This window comes from Streptomyces sp. JLSY215, from assembly GCF_059682825.1.
In genome coordinates this window covers 208,194-232,942 of the sequence record NZ_CM185022.1, presented here as the reverse complement: position 1 = coordinate 232,942, position 24,749 = coordinate 208,194, and the positions used below count along the sequence as shown (strand labels likewise).

Below are 24,749 nucleotides of genomic sequence, written 5' to 3'. Positions count from 1 at the left end.
CTGTGCGCGGCGTTCGCGAGCAACTCCAGCCGCGATGCGTGCGATCCGGCGTTCCGGCTGCGTCTGGCGGGGCTCGGCCCTCCGGAGAACGGGTGCGCTCTGTGGCAGCACGGGGAGGTGAGGTCCGCGGCCCTGGCGGCCGCCGACCCGGCCGGCCCCGGCTGATACGCGCCGGGTGGGCTCGTCGAGACGCTGTTGAACAGCCGAGGAGAGCCGAGAGCCCCGAGCGGGTGATCGGTTGTGCCGCCGTCGGCCGGGAGCGGCCGCGCCGGCGGGCAGTCGTGGTGGGGGTGCTGTCCGGGTTCAGGGAGTGGAGTTGGTTCGGGATGCGCACTCGAAAGCGGATGGACAGCCCGCACCCAGAGTGTAAACATATGCTGCATGACACATATTGATGCATCGACGCAAGATTCTTGCTCCATGGCGTGGCCGACTGGCTTCCGTGCCTACACAGGGCATGGCGGACTGCGCGAGCACGGCGACGACATCTCCATCGTCGTCTCGGACCGGTCGGCCATCAGCGCCGCGATGTTCACCCAGAGCCTCTTCGCAGGTCCGGCCGTAGTCCTCAGCCGCGCCCATGCCGCGGCGCAGAACCTGCGTGCCGTGACGACGCTTGCGCAGAACGCGAACGTCGCCACCGGGCGCCAGGGCGCGGAGAACGCCGCCGAGGTCGTCCGCCGAGTCGCGGGGATTCTGGGCATCCCAGAGGGCGAGGTACTCATCGGCTCCACCGGTGTCATCGGACGCCCCCTGCCGATGGACACCATCCGTACGCACTTCGACGCGACCGCCAAGCGCGGCCTTGCGGCGTTCGAGGCCGGACCGCTCGATGTGGCCCGCGCGATGATGACCACCGATACCCGCCCGAAGACCGCCGTACGGGCCGTCGGGCAGGCCCGCATCGTGGGCATCGCCAAGGGTGTCGGCATGCTGGAACCCAATATGGCCACCATGCTGGCCTACGTCTTCACCGACGCGGAGGTCTCGCCTGGCGACCTGGACAGCGCATTGCGCGGAGCGGTGGACCGTACGTTCAACTGCCTGAGTGTCGACACCGACACCTCCACTTCGGACACGGTGGCGATCATCGCCAACGGCGCGGCAGGGCCGGTCGATCCGGCGGAGTTTTCCGGCGCCCTCGCCGATCTGTGTCTGGATCTCACCCAGCAGATGGCCAGTGACGGCGAAGGCGCCACCAAGCTCTTGCGCGTCACGGTCGCCCAGGCCGGCGACCACGGACAGGCCAAGCGCATCGCCAAGAGCGTGGTCAACTCTCCTCTGGTCAAGACCGCCGTCCACGGGGCCGACCCCAACTGGGGTCGAGTACTGATGGCCATCGGCAAGAACAGCGACGACACCGACATCGTGCCGAGCAACGTCACCGTGAGGTTCGGCGGCATCGAGGTGTACCCCGAAGAGCCCGAGGCCGACACCCTCGACAAACTCGTCGACATCATGCGCCGGGACGAGGTCGACATCTTCATCACGCTCGGCCTCGGGCAGGCCGAAGCCACGGTCTACGGCTGCGATCTGTCCGCCGACTACATCCGCGTCAACGCGGACTACACGACATGACCGGACCCGACCGCAGCAGCGGACTTCACACTGTTCTCGTGATTCCGCAGTGGCAGGGGTCGGCTGCACGTAATCCGCAACGGCTCGCTGAGGGGGCGCACCGGCTGAGCGCACTGCTCCCCGCAGCGCGACGCACGGTCGTTGACCTCGACCTCCGGCCCGGACAGGACCTGGACGGCGTACGCCACCTCGATGTGCTGACCCGCTCGTTGGAAGCGACCAGGGCCGCTCTGGGCCGGAGCGGCGAAGACACCCTCCTCGCGGTGGGTGGCGACTGCGGTATCGAGCTCGCGCCTGTCGCCCGCGCCGTGGCTCGCCATGGCGACAGCCTGGCCGTCGTCTGGTTCGACGCCCACGCGGACCTCAACACCCCTGACACATCTCCCTCGGGGGGCTTCCACGGAATGGTGCTGCGCACCCTGCTCGGCCAGGGGCCGTCGCCACTCCTGCCCAGGCGGGAGGAGCGCCTTTCCACCGGGCAGATCGTGCTCGCGGGCGTTCGTGCCCTCGATCCGGCCGAGCGGGACTTCGTCGCATCCGAAGGAATTCGAACCCTGTCGGTTCAGGCTCTTCAGGATCCGGGTCAACTGGTTTCTGCGGTGGCAGGTACCGGGGCCACGCACGTCTACATCCACCTGGACCTGGACGTGCTGGACCCCGGGCACTTCACCGGCCTGTCCTGCCCAGAGCCCGGAGGGCTGCAACCCGACCAGCTGCGCGCCGCCCTGATTGCGCTGACCGAGTGCTTCAACGTCGTCGGCATGGGGATCACCGAGCATGCCCCCGACGTCCACTCGGCCGGCAGCGACCACGTCCTCCAGAAGATCCTTGACGGCATGGCCTTCCCATAGCGACAGCCTCCACTGGCCGGTCACCGCTTTCCTGCCGCACCCGGGCCAACCCCGCTGATGGGTGCTCAGGTGCTCAGGTACTCAGGGGCAGACGGGCTTCCCCGTAGAGGTTCACGCCGTACGGGCGGGCATGGGACCGGAAAGGCGGGGGTACCCGCGCTGGTCGGCCGAAGTCATAGCTGGTCAGCCGGAGTAATAACCGGAGTAATAAGAGGTGACTCCGGCCGGACCGCCGCGACGGCCCCGACCCTCGGCCTCCGCACCGGTGACAGGCGACCCCACCTCCGCGGCAAATTCCGCGAGTGCCTCGTCCTGTAACCGCCGGGCAATGGTCGAGGGCGAGACCCGCCCTGCGCCCCCCATCCCCGGCGCCACGTATACGGTGTGCGGCGATGGATGACGACGTGCGGCCCTGGGACGCGGCGGCGCCGCTCGTACGGGCCGCGCGCGCCTGCCCGGCATGCGCCGAGGCCTGTGCCGCCTCGGTGAACTCCGCGAGATCCGCGTCCCGCCACGCCGCCGGGTCGGCGACCGCGCGTCGCAGCAGATACCGGGTGAACGCCGGCCAATGCCGCAGGACGAGCCGTCCGAGTACCGGGTACTCGATGAAGGCGGTGAACCACATCCGCCACAGATTCGGCAGGACGTCGCGGTGGCGCGTCCACGGGTGCGCCATGTTCAGCGCCAGGAAGGCCCGGAACCGCTCCGGGGCCCGCTGGCAAAGGCGGAAGCCCACCCCGGCACCCCAGTTGTGCCCGACCAGGGTCACCCGGTCGAGGCCGAGCGCGTCCAGCAGCGCGAGTACGTCGTCGCCGAGTCCGTCCGTGTCGTAACCGCGCCCGGTCTGCTCCGACCAGCCGAAGCCGCGCAGATCGACGCAGATCAGACGGTGGCCGTCGGCGAGCAGCGGGACGAGCGCACGCCATGCGTACCAGTGCTGCGGGAAACCGTGCAGCAGCACGACGGGCTCGCCACTGCCGGACTCGGCGATGTGCAGCCGGGCGCCGCGGACCGTCACCCACCGGTGCTCGGTCCCTTCCAGCGGGGGCATGGGGCGGTCGCTGTTGATCATGAGGGGATCCCTTCGCCAGAGACGAGAAGCCGCGTTCACCCCGCCAGGAGGCGCACGATCCGGCGAAGGTTCCCTCCTGTTTGTGTGTACGTACGTCCAGGTCTCGGCCAGGTGATTTCCGTCGTCTTCGCGGAGGCCTTGACGCTCTGGGCGTCCAGCACTCGCGCGTTCACTCACGCACTCACTCACGCACTCACTCACTCACACACTTACGCACGCGCTCGGATCGGCATCGCGGCCGTCGCGTTGCCACACTGGATCCACAGCTGACAGACGTTGTTGACGGGACATCGGTCCGCTCAGCTTCTGGCAACACTCGAAAGAAGACCTCCGCCCGCGGCGGGGTCCAGGAAAGGACGTCGTTGTGAATGTGGAAACAGGGTCGTTCGCGCCGCAGCGAGCCTCGGTGGACGAGTTCCGTGCCTGGTACGAACTTTCCGTGACGACAACCGCTGCCGACTACCCGAGCAGCCCGGTGCCGTCGTACGACTCCTTCGTGCAGCAGCTGCGCAAGCCCGTCTCGTACCTCGGAGTGCAACGGTTATGGGGCGCCCACGACAACGGGCGGCTCATCGGCACGGCGAGCGCCGCTTTCCCGCAGGACGAGAACAGCGCGCGGGCGATCATCTCCGTGCGCGTGTCCGCCCGAGACCGCAGGCGCGGTGTCGGGACACGGCTGCTCCGGACGATGCTGCCGGCCCGCGGCTGCCGGATCATCGCCGGTCAGGCAAAGGCAGGGGCGGCCGGCGAGAAGTGGACGCACGCCCTCGGCTTCCGCACGGTCGCGCAGCGCGCCTCACACCACCTGGAAATCAAGAACACGGACCCGACGCGATGGCAATCACCGCCGGCGCCCGGATTCCGGATCCAGAAGTGGGCGGACACCGCCCCGGACGAACTCGTGCGGAGTTTCGCCAGGGCACGCAACGCCATAGCCGACTCACCGACCGGCGAGGCAAGCTACCAGCACCCTGACTGGACCACGGAACGGATACGGCAATACGAGGCCAGGATGCGTGAGGTCGGCGAATCACATCGATACGTCGTAGCCGTGGACGAACGCAGCGGTGAGGTGGCGGGTTTCACCGAGATAGCCATCGTCCCTCAACAGGAGAGCCACTGCTACCAGGAGGACACAGCTGTGCTGCCCGAATTCCGCGGGTTCGGACTCGGCCGGGCGATCAAGGCCGCGATGATGTGTTGGCTCACCACCGACCTTCCTCGGCTGGAACAGGTGCACACGATGACGACGTCCGACAACCTTCACATGATCCGCGTTAACGCCCAGCTCGGATACGTGACCGACCACGTTGTGACAAGCGTCGAGTCCGAGGTCGGAGCGCTCGAAGCCCGCCTCGCTGACCTCACAAGGCAACCCCTCTAGGTGGTCTCCGCAGCGTTTGTGCTCTGGCTCCGTTCACGCCTCACGCCTCACGACGGCGAATGTCGAGGTGTTCGGGCGGCAGCGCACGCTCGGACGGCGGCAGCGCACGCCCGGACGGCGGCAGCGCGTGAGATGAGCCCGGTCCGCGAAACCGGCCTCGGCGGCAGCCACCGACGGCGCGAGCACAGGAGTCCGACAGGCCGTGATAGCGGACTGAAGCCGACAGCTCCACATCGCAACAGCTCAAGGAGAGCAGCACGTTGCCCCGTACGACACCACCACGACCCATCAACATCACCGCCGTACTGCCCGAACTGGCAGCCCACAGCAGAGTGACGACGCGGCTGCACCCGAGACCCGGGGCTCCGGACACCGCCGAAAGCTCGATCGGCGGTCCGCTGCTCTGGCCCGCCAGTGAGCCGTGGCCCACGTGTTCCCTGCCCCGTATGGTGCAGCGCAGTGAGCCGATAGCCCCCGAGCTCGTCACCGCGTTGCAGCAGGCTCAGGCCAAGCGGGAGGCTCAGCAGGGGGCGCGGCGTGGCGGCCGGCGCAGCCCGGAGGAGTTCGCCCTGCTCGACGAAGCATCCAGCCGCCGCGGCGCGTCCTTCGACCTCATCCACTACACCACCCACTGGTATGAGTCCGAAGCGCATGAAGAGCCGAACCCCCTGGTGGCCATCGCCCAGCTGCACGCCCGTGACATCCCCACGGTTGTCTTTCCCTCAGGGACCGACCTCCTCCAGGTGCTGTGGTGCCCCACCGATCACCAGGATCTGCCCGGCCAGCACCGCTTTTACGTGGGCCCGTCCGTACACCTCGTGTGGCGGCGTGCGTCCGATGTATCCCGCGCGCCCGGCAGCGTGCCGCCGCAGCCCCGGGACATCCGCAACTTCTACCTGCCCACCCCGTGCGTGCTACACCCTGAGCAGGTGACCGAGTATCAGTACGCGGGGCTGCTGCCCGACGCGCTTCGCGAGCGCCTCGACGCGCAGGACGAGCGGTGGCTGGACGAGACTGGTTTCGCTTACCAGGACGACCTGTCCATCGCCCCTGGCTGCAAGGCCGGCGGCTGGGCATCCTGGCACCTGACCGATCCAACGCCCGTCAACTGTCGGTGTGGAGCGCCGATGGACCCGCTGCTCAGTTTCGACAGCAGCGAATGGGACGGTGGCTCCAAGAGCTGGCGCCCCATCGAGGACTCCGAGGCCAACCAAGTAGGCGCCTGCGCGCCAACCGGATTGACTCCTGGTCGATGGGGCGCACTGCGGATCTTCATCTGTCCCAGCGACCCGACACACCCCCACCTACTGAACATCCAGTAGGGGACAGATCTCAGCGTCCCCTGGACACGACGGGCAACTCCTGATGGATGCAGATCAGTTGACACTCGGACCGTTGTGAGTACCGGCACTCAGACATGCTCGGCTCGTGCTTCCTACGATCACCACCATGGAAGCAGACGGACAGCGCGGATCGGGACACCGCGTACTGGAAGCTGACCCTGGGCTGAATGCCTGGCGGTCGGGCATGAGGTGGTGGTCCGACGGATCGCGCCCGCACTCACGGACCTCCGACGTCCCTCCGGCTGGACACCGCATGCCGCGCAGTCGTCGACAAGGTCAGCTCACGTTCCTTCGCGATGACGAGCCAGCCCTTGTCGAGGAGGGACTGGAGGAGGGGGCGCACCTCGTCGCCCAGATCGTCCGCCAGGTCGTCATCCGTGGGGGAGCGGTCGGTCCGGAGGAGGGCCGCCACGTGGAGGACGAGTGCTTCCTCCTCCGCGGTGATGTTGAAGTCCATGAAGCGAAAGTATGCGCCGTTCGTTCGCTCATGCCTGCATCTGACATCGGCGTGCGAGGGGCGGCTGAGCACCCGGCCGCTGAGGCCGGTGCGCCCGAGGCAGGGGCAGCGATGGGGAAGGAGAGCCGCCGAGCCCGCGCCCGTGCGGGTAGCAGGGCTGATTACAGCGGTCCCTGCCACGCTGGCGGAGCCGTCGCCGCTGGCGCGGGGGAGCCCGTGCCGCCGAAGTCGCCAGCAGCTCCGTCACCTACGACCGCCCCCACGACTACGACGGGCCCTCACCCGGCGAAGGTAGGGCTTCACCCCCATAGCCGGTCCGCCCGCCGCCCCAGCTCCCTGCCCATGTGTCTGTTACACCCTGGGTCTCTGGGGCCTCGTTACGGTGTCCCTGATGGGCGGAGTAGCACACACCGCCATGGCGGGGCCGGGCGCCGGTTGGGGACTGCACGCTTGGCGACACTCCTCGCACCCTGCCTCCTCATTGCAGAGAAGGGAGGCGGCAAGGCACGGGTAAAGACGGACGTTCGGCGCGGGCGTCCGTGCCTATCTCCAGCCGTCAAGTAGCTGTCCGCGTCGGACGGCACGGCTGCTCTCAGGCATATGAGGCACGACCCCGGTCAGCAGGTGGAAAATTGGTTGAGCCTCGGGTGGTCATGTGGCAGGCTCGCCGGCCGCGCCCGAGATCACCAAGTTGCACGACGGCGAGGTGGACATCGATGCATCCCTGGTGGTGCGTCTGCTCTCCACACGGCGATGACATTCGGGCTCAACGAACAGCACGCGTTGTGGAGGACCGATGGCATCGATCAGGCAGTTCCAAGTCACCTTCGACTGCGCAGATCCCGAGCGCGTCGCTCGTTTCTGGTGCGAGGTGTTGGGGTACGTCGTACCGCCGCCGCCGGAGGGGTTTGCCACTTGGGACGATTTCGATCGCTCGCTGCCGCCTGAGCGTCAGGGTTCGGCGTTCGCCTGCATCGATCCCTCGGGGGTGGGCCCGCGACTGTTCTTCCAGCGCGTTCCCGAAGGCAAGGTCGTCAAGAATCGGGTGCATCTTGACGTGCGGGTCGGCACCGGGCTCGTGGGTGAAGAGCGCCTCGCCGCACTTGAGGCCGAGTGCGCACGACTGGTCGCGCTCGGCGCGGTACACGTGCAAACACTGCGTGCCGACGGCGTCAATGAGTCGTGCATCCCGATGCAGGACATCGAGGGCAACGAGTTCTGTCTCGACTGAGGAGCCGTGAACGCGTCTTCAGTGCTTACCCCGCTCTGTGGCCTGCGGAGATGGGGCGTAGTGAGCGGGTGGTAAGCAGTCGGCAGCGGGGCACGTGACGGCCGGTGTTGTGGCCCTCCGCGCTTCGACCAGCTGTGACTGAGCGTTTTGGCCGGCCGGTTGAGCGTACGAGCTCACGTACGAGCTAGCGGGTGAGCGAGGATGCTTCGCCAACGGCCGTCAGCAGTTGGAACGGCCACTCCGGATCGGCTTGGCCGATAGCCAGGCCGACCCATCGTTCCGAGTTCGGCAACCGCCACACCTGCATGTTGCCGGCGACGCTGCTCAGGAAGCTGAGCGGTTCGCGAGCACTGACGTCAGGGTCGGTGCTGTCGAACCCGAGATAGGGCCACAGATCCACCGGTTCCGGAGCACCCCAGCGTTCCGTGAGGATGACCGTCAGAGCAGTGAGGTTGGCTTCCATCTCCTGTTCGGCAGTCTCGACGATCTCGGTGCTCCGGTCCTCCCAGAAGTCGCGGCTCTCTCGGAGCGCCGCCAGGTGATACCCGGGCCCGCTCCACTGGGCGCCCGTTCCGGGCCTTTCCTCTGCTGCGGGGAACGGCCGTGTGCTCAGGCCGTCGATGATCGACAACTGCTCGACAGCGGAGTCTGCGGACTGGTGCTGGGGCGGCATAGCCGAAGCCTAACTTCACGGTTCCCACCCGCGTGAGCAGGTTCTGCACGGCTCAACCAGATGCTTGCCCGTCGCGCATATCTGGCCAACTGCAACGCTCAGTGGCCAACTGGGCTGACGCTTGAGCGGCAGCCGTTTCGCGAGCGGATCCGGCGGGAGGCGCCGCCGAACGTTTCGCCATCGGCGCCTCCAACGGGGAGGCCGCCAAGGACCTAGCTTGAGATTCAACGTCCGGCCGGGTCAGCTCAGAAGCGCCGCGCATCTCGCCGCCCAGGAAGGGTGGTATGGCTAGGCTGACGTGCCGTCCGTGACGGTGTTCGCGGTCTGAGATGAGCTGTGGGCATTGACGTCACCGCCGGATGTCAGGGCGCGGTGCAGCGGAAGGCCGTGAGCAGAACGAAGATGCCGAAGAGGGTGATCGGCAAGAGCCCGACCGGCCGGAGAAACGCAGCAGGGTGCGCCAAGACGTCCCTCCATGCGACCTCCCAGTTGCCGACCAGGTCGGCGAGCATGACCACGACAGCGAGCAGAGGTCCGCCTGGACGGGCTCGAACGATCAACAGGGTGACCAGAGGATCCAGCAGCAGGAGCGCATGGAAGAGCAGTTGGGTGGGCACGGGCGCGTAACTGTAGGCATGCAGCCAGCCGGTTGCCAGGCAGTACGCATGCCATCCAGCCCCTTCAAGGAACCCGATCACGTACGCTGCCGCCACGCACCGGACCCATACCGGACGATCCCCCCACCGCATGATGGTCACCACAGCGTGCTCTTGAACGTGGACCTCGAACGACGGCCCGAACGCGATCCCCAGGACGGGCCTTCGCGGGACGTAAGAGCAGCCTTCGTCTGCCCGATCCCGTGCTCCGACGGATCGGCACGAGACCAGCACGAAGACCGCGAAGGCTGCGAAGGCCAGGAAGGTCGCAGAGGTGGGTCTGCTGCACCACGGTGCCTCGCGGGAGGCCTTTGGCTTCGCATCACACTTCGGGGATGCCTTCTCCACGTGCCTGACCGCACGCGGCGGCACCGTTTCTCTGTACCGGCATGACGCGCGCCGGCGGCTCCCCGCCGCTGCAGGGTGCGGCGAAGGTCGGCTACCCACCCTCGATACGGGAGATCGCCGAGGCGGTCGCGTTGTCCGCCTCGACGGTCGCCTGCCACCCGCAAGCTCTGGAACGCCGCGGGCTCGTCAGGCGTCGCGTTCCAGCTCCGCGGCGGTGCGCTCCAGCCAGGCGCGGTCGGCCTTGCTGGTGGCGTGGGCGAGTTGGAGCATGCCGTGGCGGAAGCGGTCGGTCATGTCTCGGGCGCGCAGCGGGCGGCCGTCCTCGTAGAAGTAGCTGCCGGGCTCGTCCATGAAGGCGAGGCGGCGGCGGAGCACGCGGGCCTGGTCGGCGGGGTCGGGCAGCTGGCCGAGGAAGGCGAGCAGGATGAAGAAGGAGTTTCGGTCGGTGATCTCGAGGTCGGCGGGCTCGCGTAGGCGGCGCATGAGTTCGGCGCGGCCGGATTCGGTGAGGGTGAGGACCTGGCGGGGTGTGGCGCGTTCGCCGGGCTCGGTGTGGCGGGTGAGGTGCCCGGCGGCTTCCAGTCGCTTGATGGCGGGGTAGAGAGCACCGTCGCTCACGGGGCGCACATGACCGCTGAGGCCGGAGATGCGGGCACGCAGGTCGTACGCGTGCAGGGGCTCCTCGTTGAGGAATCCGAGGATGCAGAGGGTGAGCACCGGGCCTCCGAGGTGCGTACTTCGCGGTCGTCGTGGCTGTCCAGAGTAGCCGCATCGGAGGTTATGACTCTAATAGAGGTATCTCTGTTAGAGTCAAAGTCATGACGATGGCAACCACGCAGTACCTCCGTACCCCGGACGGCATACGGCTCGCCTACCTCGACCTGGGGGGCACCGGCCGCCCCGTCCTCGCACTGCACGGCGCCTATGGACGCGGCCGATCGATGCTCGGGCTCGCCGACCACCTCGGACCCGAATACCGGCTCATCGCGCTCGACCAGCGCGGGCACGGCCTTTCCGATCACCCCGACGACTACGGGCGAGAGAGCTACATCGCCGACGCGGCGGCGCTCGTCGAACATCTCGGACTCGGCCCCGTCGCGATCGTCGGACACTCCTTGGGCGGCCTGACCGGGTACCAACTGGCCGCGAAGCGACCGGAGCTGGTCTCGGCCACGGTCGTGGTGGACTTTCCGGCGGCGTACCGGGCGCCGATGGGCGACGATGAACTGCGCGCGCTGCCGACGCACTTCCCGAGCATGCGGGCGATGCTGGACGCGCTCGCGTTTGTGGACGAGCCCCGGCACTTCACCGAGAGCGCGGTGGAGGAACCGGAGGGCTGGCGGTTCCTGTGGCGGGCGGAGGAGGTCCACGCCGCCAAGGTCGCCGTACGAGGCGACTGGTGGGACGACTTCACCGCCGCCAAGCAGCCGCTGATGGTGGTGCGGGGCGGACGCAGCGCGGTCGTCCCGCCTGGGCACGCAGAGGAGATGGTCCGTCTCCGGCCTGGCACAGAAGTCGTGACGATCGACGGGCATCACGACTTCTACATCACCCACCAGGCGGAACTGGGCGCGACGGTAAGGGAATTCCTCGACGGCGCGGCCCCAGAGGCGGTGTAAGTAACGCCTCCTCCTCGACTGCCGAGATCAACTTTCGATACACGCCTTAAACGCCTTACACGTCGAGAGCGCGATCGGTCGGTGGAGTCACTGCATGGCAGTGCCAGTGCTTCCGGCGATCGAGGCGATCGAGGCGATCGAGGTGAACGGGGCGAGCAGAGCGAACGGGGTGACCTGGGACGACCCGTCCGAGGAACAGCTACACGACCTTCTGGTCGGCATGAGTCTTTCGCGCCGGTTCGTTGTCGTGCGGCGGCTCGATGTGGAACGTGCTGACCAGCACTACATGCAGGTGTCTCTCAACGACGAGAGCGGCGTTTAGGGGGCGTTGAGCTCAGGCGGGCAGGATCGCCTTGCAGTCGCACCACATCGACCATGAGGGGGAATACCTATGGGCACCGTGCAATTCGGCGAGCTCGAATGCGTCAAGCAGGAGGACTGGAACGGCGCGGACGACATCTACATCACGCTCAACGGCCACACGGTCTACTCGACCCGCATGAGCGAGGGCGACAAGCGCTCCATCTACCAGTCCTTCCCGTTCAAGGGCGACGTCGCAACCGTCCGCATGTACGAGAGCGACGACATCGGTGACGACGATCTCCTTGGCGAGCAGATCCCCCTTCTCGGCCGCGGCGAGATGAAGTTCACCGAGGACGACGCCTACTACACGCTCTCCTACGTGCTGAGCTGACCGCCCGCTGCTGACCGCCCGCTGGGGCCCGGCCGGTGGGCCGGGCTCCAGCTCGTGGATCCCCGTTTCCGGCTCCCGGTCACCGGTACCTGACCGGACGCCTCCACGCGCACCTCCCCGGCCGCCGTCCGCACGTACAGCAGCGACCGGCCGACCCGCCGCCGCTCCACCAGCCCCGCGTCCGGCAGCACCTGCAGATGCCGCGCCCCACCGACCCCGGCCCTGCCCGGTCACGGCGACCAGCGCGAGCAGATGGGGCCGACGGCGCCCGTGCCAGTGATGCGCGCCGACGGATCACCTGCCTGACCGGAATGCCGCGACCAACCAGGTGGAGGCCCACACCGCATTGAGGCCTGCATCCTTACCGCATTGGAGACACTGCTGCGTCGGCGACTCAGAGCGCTGCAATATCGGCTGGGCGTCCTCCGCGGTTTCCTCACCGGGACCGGCCGCACCCTCGATAGACCCGACTGACCGCGAGACACCGAAGGCAGTAAGGGAACCCGAAAGTGATCCGCCACGGAGAAGACCGCAGTGGGCTGTCCGCCGACGATCGGGTGGGGAGGGGCCTCAGCAGGTGAGGTCGACTTCCAGGACGGCGACCTCGTGACCGGCGACCAGCAACACGGTGGTGTGTTCGTCCTCGCCGTCGGGTGGCCAGGTCACCGGCAGGAAGCCCGCGTACGCGATCCGCGCGTTGTCACCCATGCGGGCCAGGATGAGGTCGATCAGGTCGTTGCTGAGGAATGTCACGAGGTGGTCGACCGGCAAGTCCGGGGCCTCGTCGATGTCGCACTCCCCGTCGTACAGTTCGTTCAGATGCAGCCGCACCTCGTTGCGGAGGCCGGCGCGGAGATCGGTGGCCGAGACGGTGTAGAACTCCTCCTCGTCGTGCTCGTCCGCGTCCTCACGGTTGCCGGCCCACCAGCGGGCTGCTTCGGCTATGCGGTCGCCGTCACCTTGATCGAGCTGATCGAGCTGATCGAGTCGGCCGATCCGAAAGCGGAAGTCGACCGGGTTGTTGTTGTTCACCCATAGCAGGTCGCTCAGCAACGTCATGATGCAGGCGAGGCGGGTACGCAGCGGGCCATCCGGTCCGTCGGAGGCGAAGACCGGTGGCTGCTGGACCTCTGGCGTCGGATGCAGGGAGACACGCAGCGTGCTGCCCCAGGTGTCGCGGTGCAGCAGGTGCAGCGGTTCCGGCAGGCTCGGCCCGTTCAGGCTCTCGGCACCCGTGCTCAGCCGGAGCACGTCGGAATACGGGCCGGCCAGGTGGTCGGCGAGGAACCGCACCAGCGCTGCCACGCGCTGGTCGCGCACCGCCACCACGTCCGAAATCAACGTCGCGAGTTCGGCCGCCACCTCCTCATCGGTGCGGGTCGGCTCGTACGGCCGACCGGGGCCGGTTGACACCCGACCGGTCAGCACCGTCGCACTGGTGACCACTGGGAGGTCGCCGGCGTCCGCGATCTCCGGCAGCGCCGGTGGCTCCGGCCACTGCTGATCCTCGCGCGGTTCGGTCCTTCCGGCCGCGAGGGTGAACGCCCAGCCGGGCGCCTGTTGCGGCGACCACATCGCCAGCAGCCACACCGCCGCGACCAGCACCCACTGCTCGTTCGTCGGCCGACGGTCGCCCACGCGCTCCACCGGGTCAGGCTGCGGGTACCAGGCGTCGGTGTACGCCGTGGTCAGGTCCACCGGAAGATCCTCCATCGGCCTACTTGAAAGTACGCGACCAAACGTACGGGCGATGGGCGGGATTTTCACGTCTCCTCGAAGAGATCCGCGGACCGCTCGCTTGTGGGCTTCCAGGCAGCTGGCCGATGAAGCCTTGAGTTTTCGCTGTCCCCCGGCCGCCGAGTAGCTTCTTGACCCTCACACCGTGTCAGGCGGTCAGCTCGGAGACATCATGTTCACCATCGGAGACTTCGCCCGGCACGGCCGCGTCTCGGTCCGGATGCTGCGTCACTACGACGCGACCGGCCTGCTGCGCCCGGCTCACGTCGACCCCGCCAGCGGCTATCGTTACTACACCGCTACCCAGCTCGCCCGCCTCAACCGGATCATCGCGCTCAAGGACCTCGGATTCACTCTCCAGCAGGTCCAGGACATCGTGGACGAGAAGGTCGGCATCGAGGAACTGCGCGGCATGCTGCGGCTGCGGCGGGCCGAGCTGGAGACCGCAGTGGCTGCCGCGGGAGCACGGCTGGTCCAGGTCGAGGCGAGGCTCCGAGCGATCGAGAGTGAGGGGCACATGCCCACGAACGACGTTGTCATCAAGAGCGTCCCTTCCGTCCGGGTGGCGGAGCTGACCGCAACCGCCGCGAGTTTTGAGCCCGAGGACATCGGCCCGGTCATCCGGCCGCTCTACGACGAGCTGTTCCGGCGCCTGAGCTCCGCGGGTATCACCCCCACGGGCCCCGGCGTCGCGTACTACGAGGACGCCCCGGAGGGCGGCGGCAGGATCAGCGTCCACGCCGCCGTCCAGGTCTCCGCCCCTCTCCAGGAGGGCGCCTTCCGCGTCCTCGACCTGCCGTCCCTCGACCAGGCCGCGACCATCGTGCACCGCGGTTCGATGGACACCGTGGTCCCCACTGCCCAGACCCTGGCCCGCTGGATCGACGCCAACGGCTACCGGTCGACCGGATACCCCCGCGAGATCAACCTGGAGTGCCCCGAAAACCGTGACGACTGGGTGACGGAACTGCAGGCACCGGTGACCCGGGACTGATCAATCGCGCTCCAGCCCGACCGGTGATCGCGTTCGGGCAGTGGGAGGCCGCCGGCGCCTCCCACTGCCCGACCTCAGTCACGAGAGCTTCTTACAGGCACGTCAGGACTGCGGCCAGGCGGCGGGGCGTGAAGGCAGCGCCGTTCAGCCGACCGGTGTGCTTTCCCCGGCCCAGGCGGCCGGCAGCCGCAGTGCGGTGTGCGAAGGCGAGCCTTCCTAAACGGTGTGGGCGATCACGGCCTGGTCCGGATCATCCGGCAGGCGCAGGGTCTCGAAGGAGAGGGCCAACTCGCCCACCACGGGGCGCCGGTAGACGTAGCGCCCGTGGGTCTTGTCCTTGAGTGCCTGTTTCTGAGCCTGGGTGGCTTCTGGTGAGCGAGCCGATCTAGAGTCGGTTTGTTGGGGCTGCTCGTCCGATCTGTCTTCTCAGGCCTTCGCAGCCGTCGTAAGAGGCCCTTCAGCAGCGGGAACACCGACCTCGACATCCTGTACCTGAGCCGGTGACTGAGCGGCAACGAGCTCACCGGCATACCGGTATAGCCGATTGGGTTGGCAGACAGGGAGATAACAACATGGCCGCGTCAAGGGCGCCCCTGACCCGGGACAGCCTGCGGGTAAAGGTTGTTGTGCAGAAGGTGCGGCTGGCAGGTACGGAGTACCGCGTGATCCGGCCTGCCAGACCATTGAAGAACGGGGCGCTCTACAAGACCCGTGGCCATTACGAAATGTATGTGGACCGAACGGACGGCAGGCACATCGGCACTCTGTGGCTGCTCGCAGCGCGATCGCCGCGATCGTTGGTCTACCTGCCGATGCGTACCACTCCGGCGGTACCTGGTGTCGGCTGGGAAGACGAGCAGCCACTCGACCTTGTGCTGGCCCCCCGCACAGTGCAGCTGCGTCCTTCCCGCTGGAAGCGGATCCGGGAGCATCTCAACGCGGGGAACGCCGCCCGCGAGCTCCGCACCGCCAGTGTGCCGGAGCGAGACCTTCCCGACCTCGAGGCTGACTGCATCATTGCCGACAACCGGAAGGAGGCGAACGAGTTCCTCCTTCGCAAGGACGTCCACGCCGAGACGCTGCTACTGACCGGCGGAACCGGGGCCTTCCGGAAAGGAGCGAAGGAGATATTCGCCGTCACGAAAGACGGGCCGCCCGAAGCCGCGACCGGCCTTTACATTCCTGGAGCCTGCAACTACCACGTTTGCCGACCCATCTACGACTGGGACACAACGCCCAACTTCCGCGACTGGGAGCAATTGCATGTGGAGTTCTGTCCGCAATGGGCAAGAAGACGATGATCAGGCAACGCTCTCCCGCCACCGCGCCGTCCATCCGTCAGGCGGGCCGTCACGTCACATCCCGGCAAGCGCAAGCACCTATCGCTGCACCTTGGGCGGTTCGGCGAGGAACACGGTCAGAGGCTTCCGAATCGGTTAGGCGGCTTGTGTGAGTCGGGGTGGGGTGTAGGGCGGGCGATGCTCTTCCTGCCTCTGGTGAGGCGTCTGGTCATGAGGGTTATCGCGGCCCCGCGATCGACGCGACGCTCACCAGCACCGCTTCGGAACTCTCCGCGTCGCAACTGCTCGGCCCGTGCCGCCAGTGCACTGACGCGCAGGCGCATCGGTACGGACGAGGGGCCGATCCATCCACGGCCTCACAGTCTCGCGAAGAGGCAGTCGAGCGGGGGCGGTGTCCGGTCCGGTGCGAGGGCCTCGACAAGGAGACGGCCGTAGCGGATCTTGCGGCCCTTCTTCGTGCCGAGGAAGCGCCGCATCTGCTGATGCCGGGGCCGGTCGTGCCGCGCGGGCTGGCGCTGGAAGGTCTGCCAGGCGCGGAAGTCGCTCTCGGCGCGGAGGATCTCCTCGACTCCTGCCGTTCCGAGCGCGCGGATGAGCTCGTCCTCCAGATCCGCAGCGCATACATAGATGTCCTGCAGGGATGCCTGTGCCCGTGTCAGGCCGCGTTCGTAAAAGCCCCGCTCGTTGTCGTCGCAGAGCCCTGCCAGGCGCAGACCGAGGCCGGGCGGCCCGAGGAGGCCGGCATAGCGGCCGACACTCATCGCCCCGCCCATCGGTACGACACACACTCCCTCGGCAGCCAGGTCCCGGCCACGCTGGACGGCCAGCGCCTCGACGGCCGCGAGATCGCTCAGCCCTTCCACGAGCACGGCGGTCCGCACTCCCAGGCTTTCCGCCAGATCGCGCGCCGGCCTGTCGGGGCCACCCGTCGCCCAGCTGGTGACCGCATCCCGGAACGCCCTCATGTCCGCCATGGGGCGAGTCTGCACGTCCACCGGCATCACGGCACCGGATTATTCGACGGCCCCGCGAGCTGCGACGGCCCTCAGGGCCCGGCCGCCCCGGACCCGTACGGCTGGAGCGGTCCAGGGCCTGCCACCAGTCGTCGAGCGAGGTCGTGGATGTGGTCCGGTCGCGTGGGAGGTGTTCGGCGGGACGTGTCACCAGGCGGTGTGCAGTATTGCGTCGGCCAGCGGTGGGTCGCCGCGGCCTGGGCAGGGTCGCCCCGATCGTTGACGAACGGTGGCCGTCGTCGGGTGCTCGACGCGATCGGTGATGCTGGGCCGGTTTTAAATCGGTTGGGTGGGCAGACCGCCGCTGGTACGGTCTGGGCAGCCGTGAAAGACGCGAGGAGGTGAGACCCATGAAGGCTGTATCCCTATGGGTGCTCCCCCTTTTCGTCACGGTGGGCGATTGATGTAGCTGTCGCCGGGAGCGCCTCGGACAAGGCACTCCTGAGAGGCAACACCTATGAATTCTGCGCGTTCCACTTCGAGCACGGGCCGCAACGCGACCGTGATCACGCGGGTTTCGGACACACAGTGGCAGGCCGTGGAGGACGACCGGACGGTCGGTCGCGGCGACGCTTCGCGCCGGCCCGACGGGCGGCTCTTCATCAGCATCGACGCGTGGCACGGCGCGGTCTTCGACCGCATCGCCGAGACGATGCTCAAAGACCTGCCGACCCCGCTGTACACCGTCGTCGACGAGGCCGACCCCGACTCCGGGTCCAGCTGGGAGCGGGCCGGCTTCACCGCCGCACGCCGCGAGCGGGGCTACCTCGTGCCCACCGACCCGCAGATCACCGGGCTCGGCTCGGAGCGGCCCCCATCGGGCGTGACGATCGTGCCCTCCGGCCAGGCGGAGGACGGCCCGCTGCGCACCCTGGACCGCATCATCCGCGACGAGGTCGAGGCCGCCGTCGGATGGCAGACGATGCCGGCCGAGGTGCTGCTCCGACCGGCGGGAATCACCGTGCTCGACCCGTCGAAGTACACGGTGGCGCGGCACTTGGACCAGTACGTGGGGCTGATCCGGGTGACGCTGCTGACCCGGCAGCCACGGATCGGGCTGATCGCCGTCCGCTCCGACAGGCACCGCCGCGGCATCGCCCGTGCGCTGCTGGCCCACGCACTGGGTTCCCTGCACCGCTCCGGGACTGCTTCGGCATGGGCCGAGGTGGACGAGTCCAACGCGGCGGCTACCGCCCTGTTCGAGAGCATCGGTGCCGGCGCACCGCCGCCACCCTGGAGCTCGTCCGCCGCTGACGCTCCGCCACACGGCACCGAGCGACCGGGCCGGGCGACCGGGTCGAGCGACCGATCCGGGCGACCGATCCGAGCCGGGAACAGACGCGGTGGCGCCGCCCCGACAAGCGGGCAACCGCCCGCCGCCGTCCACGAGTTGGCCGCGTACGGCCGTCGGCAGAAGGTACCGCGCCCAACTGCCCACTGCATTGCCATTCCCTTCCTACCGATACCGAACAGACCGTCACAGAACGAAAGAAACGAGAAACCATGACAAAAACAGCAGGCGGCGTAGAAGTCGAAGGCACCGTCGTCGAGTGTCTGCGCAACGCCACCTTCAAGGTGGAACTGGAGAACGGGCACACGGTGCTCGCCCACATCAGCGGGAAGATCCGGAAGAACTACATCAAGATCCTCCCGTACGACCGGGTGCTCGTGGAACTCAGCCCCTACGACCTCACCCGCGGCCGGATCCGGTACCGGTACAGGTCATAGCGCAAGGAGCCGGCGCCGGGTCACCCGCAGGGGCGAGTCCCGCGCGGGATGGCCGGGCCCGGTAAGGCGGGGTCTCCAGCCCGCCGTCGAGACCGCCCGCACGGCCATCGGAGGCCGCGGCGCGCCATCGTGGCCGTCGGCATCGACAGCCGGCTCATGTGCCGGGCCGGCGTCAATGCCGAGGCCACCTTCGGGAGGCTCCTGGCCACCGGGCGCGCCCGCTACAACCTTGGCCGCAGCGCCCTGACCGACCTCCACCGGTGCGCCACGGCGATCGCCCGGCACGGCGAACGGACCGGCGTCATCCTGCCCGTCCATGTCACCGGCCGCGGTCCGTGGCCGGCTCTGTCTCAAGGCCGCCCCAGGGCCGCAGTGTTCACCCGCGTCCGGCGACAGCGCCGTCGGGCTTGAGCTCCTCGCCGCCCTTGCGCCCTTCCCCACGACGCCCGAAGTGCCGGCGGTAGGCGGTGGGAGTGAGCCGGACCCGGCGCATCAGATGAAGGCGAAGCGAATCCGCGCTGCCGATGCCGCTGAGCTCGGCCACGCGCTCAACCGGCAGATCGGTGCATTCCAAGAGCTCACGGGCACGATGCACCCGTTCCTCCAACAGCCATTGCAGCGGAGTGCGCCCCGTCTCGGCCTGGAAGCGGCGGGTGAGGGTGCGCACGCTGGTGTGTGCATGGGCGGCCAGGTCGCCCAGGGAGAGCGGCTCCGCAAGCCGCTCCAGTGCCCACGCCCGGGTCCTTGCCATCGAATACGCGTCGGCGGCGGCGACCGGCGGGGCCACCACCTGGGCCTGGCCACCGAAGCGGGACGGGGAGACCAGCGCGAGCCGGGCCACCGCGTTCGCCACCGCCGCGCCGTGATCGGTGCGCACCAGGTGCAGGCACAGGTCCATGCCCGCGGTCAGCCCGGCCGAGGTGAGCACGGGGCCGTCGTCGACGAACAGCACATCCCCCACGACATCCACCCGGGGGAAACGCTCGGCGAGTTCCGCCGAGAACGGCCAGTAGGTGGTGGCGCGGTGGCCGTCCAGCAGCCCGGCCTGGGCCAGCACGAACGCGCCGGTGCAGATCGAGGCGATGCGGCTGCCCGCCGCCGCGGCGCGACGCAGGGCAGCGAGCACACGCGGATCGGCCTCCTGCCGGGCACCGGTGCCGGTGACGATCACCGTATCGGCGCCGTCCACCACCTCGAGCCCGTGGGGGACCGCGACCTGGAGGGCACCGTAGGCCTCCACCAGACCGGGCTCGGGCGTGCCGATGCGCACCTCGTAGGCCGCTTCGCCCTTCACCTGCGCCGCGCCGAAGACGAGTTCGGGAATGGCGAGGTCGAAGGTGGTGGCCGGCGGTACGGCCAGGACGGCGATGCGGTGCATGGCCAGATCCTCCGGTTGGTCGTCGCTTTCGGGGGTGGCCGCCCCGCCGCTGCCGGCGGAGGCTGGTGCTGCACGGCCACCGGCGGCGTCAACTCCCGCGCGGGGTCCGTCATTCCCCTCCGCACCGCTTCCCTCACCGATGGAGAACCTCATGTCCCGATACGTTGTCGTAGGCTCCGCCGCCACCGGACGTGCCACCGCAGCCCTTCTCGCCGAGCGGGGCGTGACGGTCCGCCAGATCACCCGCAGCGGCGCCGGAGTCCGGCACGCGCTGGTCGAACGCGTCGCTGCCGACGCAAGCGACGCAGCCCGCCTCACCGAGCTCGTCGCCGGGGCCGAGGTCCTGATCAACTGCGCCATGCCCGCCTATGACCGGTGGGTCACCGACGCGCCTCCGTTGGCCGCCTCGCTGCTGAAGGCCGCGGAGCGCACCGGCGCCGGATACGTGATGCTCGGCAACCTCTACGGATACGGCCATGTGGACGGACCGATCACGGAGAATCTGCCGATGGCCCCGGTATCGGCCAAGGGCCGGGTGCGCGCGCAGATGTGGCTCGACGCCCTGGCCTCCCATGAAGCGGGCCGGGCGAGGGTCACCGAGGTGCGCGCCGCCTCGTTCCTCGGCGCGGGTTCAGTGGGCACCTTCACCCTGGGCATCGCTTCCCAGGTCCTCACGGGCGAGCTCGCCACCTACCCCGGCCGTCTCGATGTGACGCAGTGCTTCTCGGCCGTCGGCGACGTGGCCGAGACCCTGGTGGCCGCCGCCTCCAACGACCGCTCCTGGGGCCGCGCCTGGCATGCACCGGCCCTCGCCAACATCACGGTGCAGGAACTGACCGAACGGTTCGCGAAGCTGACCGCCTCGCCCGAGCCCCGCCTGGAGCGCCTGGACCGCGACGCCCTCACCGCACTCGCCGCAAACACCCCCCTCTTCGGCGAACTCATCGAGATGCTCTACGCCACCGAGCACCCGCATCTCCTCGACTCCAGCGAGACCGAACGGGCCCTCGGCGTCACGCCCTCGGACCTCGACTCCGTCCTGCTCGCCACGGCGCGCGGCCTGACCGGCCAGGACTCGCCCTGACCAGTCCACCGCCGCGCGGCCGACTCGCAGGCCCGCGGGCCTGTTCCGGAGCGGGGCAATGGGCACCGAGCCTCCCGCATCGCACAACCGGCCCTCCCACACCGCACAACCAGGAGTGTCGCGGCCGAGTACGACGTCGCCCGCGATGCCGAGCGGGCGCTGACGCAGGTGCATGCGAAGGAGCCGGATACGTCGGGATGAGCCCCCCCGACGCCGATCTTGCTCGCAGTTCTTGCTCTCAGCGTTCCTCGGAGGGCGGAACATGGACGCTGAGAGCAAGACCGGCGTGTGTTCGCGCGTCGGCGGACCAGTGGGCGGCGTTCCACCGGTCGGCGATGGCGGCGGCCCGGGCGAAGTGGGCGGCGGCCTCGTCGTCCCGGCCGAGGAGGAGGGCGAGTTCGCCGAGCGTGTGGGCGACCGGACGCAGGGCCAGCGACAGGCTCTCCACGCCGGCCGGGGGACCGTCGCGATGGGGGAGCAGATCCGCGTAGATCTCCTCGGCAGCGTCGCGGTCGTTCAGCGCGACGATCGCCATCGCGCGCAGGCTCGTGAGGAAGGTGAAGAAGAAGTCGGGCCGGATCGGACTCGGTGACGTGCGGGCCCGGCGTGCCTCGTCGCTGCGGCCGGCGGCGTGGAGGGCGAGCGCGAGCAGGTCGGTGACCATCGGGCCGAGCGCCTCGTGGAGCGCGCGGACGTCGTCCAGGTGGTCGCCGAGCGTGCCGGCGTTCAGCCAGATCGTCGCCAGCGCGAGGGGGAGGAAGCCCGCGTGCACCGATCCGGCGCGTTCCATGTGTGCGGTGGCCTCGGCGTAGCGGCGCCCGGCGTCGGCGAACCGGCCCTCGACGAGCACCAGGGCCGCCAGCGCGATCTCGGCGGCGCCGATCGCCTCCGGCATCCGGTAGGCGCGGGCGAGGTCGAGCGCCTCCCCGGTCACACGGCGCATGGTCGCCGGGTCGTTGGCCGCGACGGCGTTCGCGGCCTGGTTGAACAGCCCGGTCACGCGATAGACGGGCAGGTCGTGCTCGACGCCGATCTCCACCAGCTCGCGGGAGTACTCCTCCCGCCCGGGATCGCCGGCGAGGACCAGGAGCGCCGCGGCCCGGAGGCGGGGATCGGTGGCGAGGTCGAGTGCTTCCCGCGCCGCGGCCATGACCGTCGGATCGTCCTCGCCCACCAGCTCGTTGGCGTATGCGGTGAGGAGGCGGGACCGCACGTCGGGGGCGAGGCCGGTGCGCTTGAGCAGGCGGCTGAGGCGGTCGACGATGGGACGGTCGACCGTGCCGTACGTGCGGGCCTGCCAGGGGGTGGGCTCGGTCCAGGCGGTGAACGCGGCGATCACCAGGTCGTCGCGGCCGATCGACTCGGCGTACTCCACGGCACGCTCGCGCGTGTCCCTGGCCGCGACGACGGCCCCGGCCCTGATCTGCGCGCGCAGCAGCCTGCCGAGCAGGGCGACCCGCTCGTCCGGTTCGCTGGAGTTGGTGACGGCGTCGGTGAGGAGCGCGGCCGCCACGTCGTGGGCGTAGCGCGCCTCGGCCAGCTCGGCGGCCCGTACGCAGTAGCCGACGGCCTTCGGTGATCCCGCTCGCGCGTAGTGATGGGCCAGCGCCGCGACGTCGCCGGTGCCCTCCAGGGCGGCGGCGATCCGGGCGTGCATCCTGGTGGCCCGCAACCGGGTGACGTCGGCGACCAGCGTGTCCCTGACCAGCGCGTGAACGAACCGGACGCGGCCGGGTCCGGGCTCGTCGAGCAACCCGGCAATGATGCCGGCGTCCAGTGCGTCCAGCACGCCGTCCTCGTCGGAGTCGGCGGCCCGTGCGAGCACGTCCACCGAACTTTCCCGGCCGGCCACCGCCGCCAGCCGCAGGACGGACACGCCGCTCTCGGGGAGCCTTGCCAGCCGGCGGCGCAGCACGTCCCGTACGCCCTCGGGGACCTCGGAGAGCGCGACCAGCGCGCCCTCGCCGGTCAGCAGCCGCGCGCTCTCCCGCACATAGAACGGGTTGCCGCCGGTCCGCTCGGCGATCCCGGCCACGGTCGCGTCGTCGGCCTCGCACTCGGCGCGTACGAGCTCCGCGACGGCGTCGTCTTTCAGTCCGGGCAGGTCCAGCCGGAGGGGCGCGGTGCGGGCCAGGGACGCGAGCGTTTCGGTGAGGCGCTGGCTCTCGTCGGCGCGGTACGCCGCGATGACCAAGACCGGGGCCCGCGTGCCGACTCCGCCGCCGAGCAGTTCCAGCGTGGCGGCGTCCGCCCAGTGGAGGTCGTCCAGGACGACGGCGACCGGCCGGTCGGCGGCGGCCGCCGCGAGCCAGTTCCACACGGCCTGCCGCAGCCGGAACCGCCCGGCCGCCGCGTCACCGCCCACCGGCGCGGAGTCGGAGAGCAGCGGCGCCAGGTCGTCCGCGAACTCCCCCGGAGGAACGCTCACGGCCACCTTCCGCAGCGCCTCGACCCATGCCCACGCGGGCGGCGCGCCGTCCACCTCGGGACAGCGCCCGGCGGCCACGAGCCACCCGTCCCGTCGCAGTCGCGCGCCGAGGTGCTCCAGCAGCGTCGACTTGCCGAGCCCCGCCTCCCCGGTGACGAGCGCGACGCGCGCCCCATCGGCGGCGGCCTCCCCGGCGGCCGCCACCAGTGCCGCAAGCTCGCCCTCCCGCCCCACGAACGGTGCCGCGCCGGGACCGTTGTGCGGAGGCGGCGGTGCGGTTGCCTGGGGCCGGGGCGTCTTTGCGGGGGGCGGGGGGACGGCCGCGCGGAGGACGTCCGTGCGCTGGGTGAGGATCGCCTCTTCCAGGGCCACCAGGTCCGGGCCGGGGTCGAGCCCCAGCTCGTCGGCGAAGGTGGCGCGGGCGCGGCGGAGCGCGGCCAGGGCGTCGGCCTGGCGGCCGCTGCTCCACAGCGCGAGGGCGTGCATGCGCCAGCCCTCCTCGCGCAGCGGATCGTCGCGGGTGAGGCCCTCCGCCTCGGGTACCACCGCCGCGCCGTCGCCGAGCCGCAGTCCCGCCGCGATGCGCAGTTCGCGGGCGACCAGGCGCAGCTCGTTCAGCCGGGCGGTCTCGGCGGCGGCCCACGGCTCGTCGGCGACCTCGGCGAACGCGGGTCCGCACCACAGTGCCAGCGCCTCGTCCAGTCGGGCGCGGGCGGCACGGGGATCGGCGCGCGTACGGGCCTCGTCGAGAAGCTCCTCGAAGCGCCATGCGTCCACCGCCCCCGGCGGCAGCCGCAGGGCGTAGCCGGGCGACGCGCTCACCAGCAGGCGGGCCGGGGTCCGCGGCGGGCGGCCGGGTTCCAGCAGGCGGCGCAGGTTCGACACGTACGCCTGCAACGACGCCAGGGCGCGCGACGGCGGTTCGCCGCGCCACAGGTCCTCGACCATCCGGTCGACCGGCACGACCTGCCCGCGCGCCGCCACCAGCAGGGCCAGCACGCCGCGCTGCCGCGGTCCACCGAGGGAAACGGGCTCGCCGCCGACCTCGGCCGCGAACGAGCCCAACACCCGGATCAGGACCATGACATGACACATCGTACGCGCGGCCGCCGCACGCGTTCCAAGTCGGCTCCAAGTGCCTTCCAAACCCCCGGCAGCAGTCTTGAGCACATCGAACCGA

At 69.4% G+C, this 24,749-nt stretch carries 21 protein-coding genes and 5 pseudogenes; 15 read left to right on the top strand and 11 right to left on the bottom strand.

The window, feature by feature from the left end; all coding sequences use genetic code 11:
* The first annotated feature begins 420 nt into the window (after nucleotides 1–420).
* Both argJ and AC5677_RS01180 read left to right on the top strand, forming a co-directional pair.
* Complete coding sequence (gene argJ / locus AC5677_RS01185; protein ID WP_497193095.1) at nucleotides 421–1,578, top strand: bifunctional glutamate N-acetyltransferase/amino-acid acetyltransferase ArgJ; 1,158 nt, start codon at nucleotides 421–423, stop codon at nucleotides 1,576–1,578.
* Nucleotides 1,575–2,429 (top strand): arginase family protein, encoded by an 855-nt coding sequence (locus AC5677_RS01180; RefSeq protein WP_497193094.1) that lies wholly within the window; start codon nucleotides 1,575–1,577, stop codon nucleotides 2,427–2,429. The genes argJ and AC5677_RS01180 overlap by 4 nt, the downstream gene beginning before the upstream one ends.
* 73 nt (nucleotides 2,430–2,502) lie before the next feature.
* Here the strand turns inward: AC5677_RS01180 and AC5677_RS01175 are convergent, their stop codons facing one another.
* Nucleotides 2,503–3,501: an alpha/beta fold hydrolase gene (locus tag AC5677_RS01175; protein ID WP_497193093.1), complete on the bottom strand. Its 999-nt coding sequence runs from the start codon at nucleotides 3,499–3,501 to the stop codon at nucleotides 2,503–2,505.
* Nucleotides 3,502–3,940: 439 nt separating this feature from the next.
* Between AC5677_RS01175 and AC5677_RS01170 the strand changes: the two genes are divergently transcribed.
* Together AC5677_RS01170 and AC5677_RS01165 are read left to right on the top strand one after the other, a co-directional pair.
* Nucleotides 3,941–4,885 (top strand): GNAT family N-acetyltransferase, encoded by a 945-nt coding sequence (locus AC5677_RS01170; protein ID WP_497193092.1) that lies wholly within the window; start codon nucleotides 3,941–3,943, stop codon nucleotides 4,883–4,885.
* A 260-nt stretch (nucleotides 4,886–5,145) separates the two neighbouring features.
* Nucleotides 5,146–6,207 (top strand): hypothetical protein, encoded by a 1,062-nt coding sequence (locus tag AC5677_RS01165; RefSeq protein WP_497193091.1) that lies wholly within the window; start codon nucleotides 5,146–5,148, stop codon nucleotides 6,205–6,207.
* Between the two features lie 238 nt (nucleotides 6,208–6,445).
* Here AC5677_RS01165 and AC5677_RS01160 read toward each other — a convergent pair whose 3' ends face one another.
* Entirely contained in the window at nucleotides 6,446–6,685 is a 240-nt protein-coding gene (locus AC5677_RS01160) for a hypothetical protein (protein ID WP_497193090.1), read from the bottom strand.
* A gap of 796 nt (nucleotides 6,686–7,481) precedes the next feature.
* Between AC5677_RS01160 and AC5677_RS01155 the strand changes: the two genes are divergently transcribed.
* On the top strand, nucleotides 7,482–7,916 hold the full coding sequence (locus AC5677_RS01155; protein WP_497193089.1) for a VOC family protein: 435 nt from the start codon (nucleotides 7,482–7,484) through the stop codon (nucleotides 7,914–7,916).
* A gap of 184 nt (nucleotides 7,917–8,100) precedes the next feature.
* Here AC5677_RS01155 and AC5677_RS01150 read toward each other — a convergent pair whose 3' ends face one another.
* Together AC5677_RS01150 and AC5677_RS01145 are read right to left on the bottom strand one after the other, a co-directional pair.
* Nucleotides 8,101–8,589 (bottom strand): hypothetical protein, encoded by a 489-nt coding sequence (locus AC5677_RS01150; RefSeq protein ID WP_497193088.1) that lies wholly within the window; start codon nucleotides 8,587–8,589, stop codon nucleotides 8,101–8,103.
* Between the two features lie 362 nt (nucleotides 8,590–8,951).
* Nucleotides 8,952–9,350, bottom strand: coding sequence for a hypothetical protein (locus AC5677_RS01145; protein WP_497193087.1), 399 nt, complete (start codon nucleotides 9,348–9,350; stop codon nucleotides 8,952–8,954).
* 284 nt (nucleotides 9,351–9,634) lie between these two features.
* Here AC5677_RS01145 and AC5677_RS01140 point away from each other — a divergent pair.
* A pseudogene (locus AC5677_RS01140) lies at nucleotides 9,635–9,745 on the top strand (LexA family protein); the annotation flags it as partial.
* A gap of 34 nt (nucleotides 9,746–9,779) precedes the next feature.
* Here AC5677_RS01140 and AC5677_RS01135 read toward each other — a convergent pair.
* Nucleotides 9,780–10,310 (bottom strand): PadR family transcriptional regulator, encoded by a 531-nt coding sequence (locus tag AC5677_RS01135; protein ID WP_497193086.1) that lies wholly within the window; start codon nucleotides 10,308–10,310, stop codon nucleotides 9,780–9,782.
* A gap of 101 nt (nucleotides 10,311–10,411) precedes the next feature.
* Here AC5677_RS01135 and AC5677_RS01130 point away from each other — a divergent pair, with 101 nt between their 5' ends.
* From AC5677_RS01130 to AC5677_RS01120, 3 genes are all read left to right on the top strand, one after another.
* Nucleotides 10,412–11,212, top strand: a complete 801-nt coding sequence (locus AC5677_RS01130) for an alpha/beta fold hydrolase (protein WP_497193085.1) — start codon at nucleotides 10,412–10,414, stop codon at nucleotides 11,210–11,212.
* A 94-nt stretch (nucleotides 11,213–11,306) separates the two neighbouring features.
* Nucleotides 11,307–11,534 carry a hypothetical protein gene (locus tag AC5677_RS01125; protein ID WP_497193084.1) on the top strand — a complete coding sequence of 76 codons (228 nt, stop codon included), beginning with the start codon at nucleotides 11,307–11,309 and terminating at the stop codon, nucleotides 11,532–11,534.
* Nucleotides 11,535–11,603: 69 nt separating this feature from the next.
* Nucleotides 11,604–11,906, top strand: a complete 303-nt coding sequence (locus tag AC5677_RS01120; protein ID WP_497193083.1) for a hypothetical protein — start codon at nucleotides 11,604–11,606, stop codon at nucleotides 11,904–11,906.
* Here AC5677_RS01120 and AC5677_RS01115 read toward each other — a convergent pair.
* Nucleotides 11,891–12,149, bottom strand: a pseudogene (locus tag AC5677_RS01115) (hypothetical protein); the annotation flags it as partial. The gene AC5677_RS01120 and the pseudogene AC5677_RS01115 sit on opposite strands and share 16 nt — an antisense overlap.
* A gap of 117 nt (nucleotides 12,150–12,266) precedes the next feature.
* On the opposite strand from AC5677_RS01115, the pseudogene AC5677_RS01110 reads away from it, so the two are divergent.
* Nucleotides 12,267–12,380: pseudogene (locus AC5677_RS01110) on the top strand (IS630 family transposase); the annotation flags it as partial.
* A gap of 96 nt (nucleotides 12,381–12,476) precedes the next feature.
* On the opposite strand, the gene AC5677_RS01105 reads toward AC5677_RS01110, so the two are convergent.
* Nucleotides 12,477–13,673, bottom strand: a complete 1,197-nt coding sequence (locus tag AC5677_RS01105) for a hypothetical protein (RefSeq protein WP_497193082.1) — start codon at nucleotides 13,671–13,673, stop codon at nucleotides 12,477–12,479.
* A gap of 142 nt (nucleotides 13,674–13,815) precedes the next feature.
* Between AC5677_RS01105 and AC5677_RS01100 the strand changes: the two genes are divergently transcribed.
* Complete coding sequence (locus AC5677_RS01100; RefSeq protein ID WP_497193081.1) at nucleotides 13,816–14,637, top strand: MerR family transcriptional regulator; 822 nt, start codon at nucleotides 13,816–13,818, stop codon at nucleotides 14,635–14,637.
* A 216-nt stretch (nucleotides 14,638–14,853) separates the two neighbouring features.
* Here the strand turns inward: AC5677_RS01100 and AC5677_RS01095 are convergent.
* Nucleotides 14,854–15,009 (bottom strand): annotated as a pseudogene (locus AC5677_RS01095) (MmyB family transcriptional regulator); the annotation flags it as partial.
* A gap of 200 nt (nucleotides 15,010–15,209) precedes the next feature.
* Between AC5677_RS01095 and AC5677_RS01090 the strand changes: the two are divergent.
* A complete protein-coding gene (locus tag AC5677_RS01090) occupies nucleotides 15,210–15,938 on the top strand; it encodes a hypothetical protein (RefSeq protein WP_497193080.1) in 729 nt (242 codons plus the stop codon).
* 356 nt (nucleotides 15,939–16,294) lie between these two features.
* On the opposite strand, the gene AC5677_RS01085 is transcribed toward AC5677_RS01090, so the two are convergent.
* Nucleotides 16,295–16,912, bottom strand: a complete 618-nt coding sequence (locus tag AC5677_RS01085; RefSeq protein WP_497193079.1) for a TOPRIM nucleotidyl transferase/hydrolase domain-containing protein — start codon at nucleotides 16,910–16,912, stop codon at nucleotides 16,295–16,297.
* 496 nt (nucleotides 16,913–17,408) lie between these two features.
* Between AC5677_RS01085 and AC5677_RS01080 the strand changes: the two are divergent.
* Together AC5677_RS01080 and infA are read left to right on the top strand one after the other, a co-directional pair.
* Nucleotides 17,409–18,205 (top strand): annotated as a pseudogene (locus tag AC5677_RS01080) (GNAT family N-acetyltransferase).
* Between the two features lie 249 nt (nucleotides 18,206–18,454).
* Nucleotides 18,455–18,679, top strand: coding sequence for a translation initiation factor IF-1 (infA, locus tag AC5677_RS01075; protein WP_467930881.1), 225 nt, complete (start codon nucleotides 18,455–18,457; stop codon nucleotides 18,677–18,679).
* Between the two features lie 376 nt (nucleotides 18,680–19,055).
* On the opposite strand, the gene AC5677_RS01070 is transcribed toward infA, so the two are convergent.
* Entirely contained in the window at nucleotides 19,056–20,057 is a 1,002-nt protein-coding gene (locus AC5677_RS01070; protein ID WP_497193078.1) for a GlxA family transcriptional regulator, read from the bottom strand.
* Between the two features lie 151 nt (nucleotides 20,058–20,208).
* On the opposite strand from AC5677_RS01070, the gene AC5677_RS01065 reads away from it, so the two are divergent.
* A complete protein-coding gene (locus AC5677_RS01065; RefSeq protein ID WP_497193077.1) occupies nucleotides 20,209–21,141 on the top strand; it encodes an NAD-dependent epimerase/dehydratase family protein in 933 nt (310 codons plus the stop codon).
* Between the two features lie 238 nt (nucleotides 21,142–21,379).
* On the opposite strand, the gene AC5677_RS01060 is transcribed toward AC5677_RS01065, so the two are convergent.
* Nucleotides 21,380–24,652, bottom strand: a complete 3,273-nt coding sequence (locus AC5677_RS01060) for an ATP-binding protein (protein ID WP_497193076.1) — start codon at nucleotides 24,650–24,652, stop codon at nucleotides 21,380–21,382.
* Nucleotides 24,653–24,749: the final 97 nt, after the last annotated feature.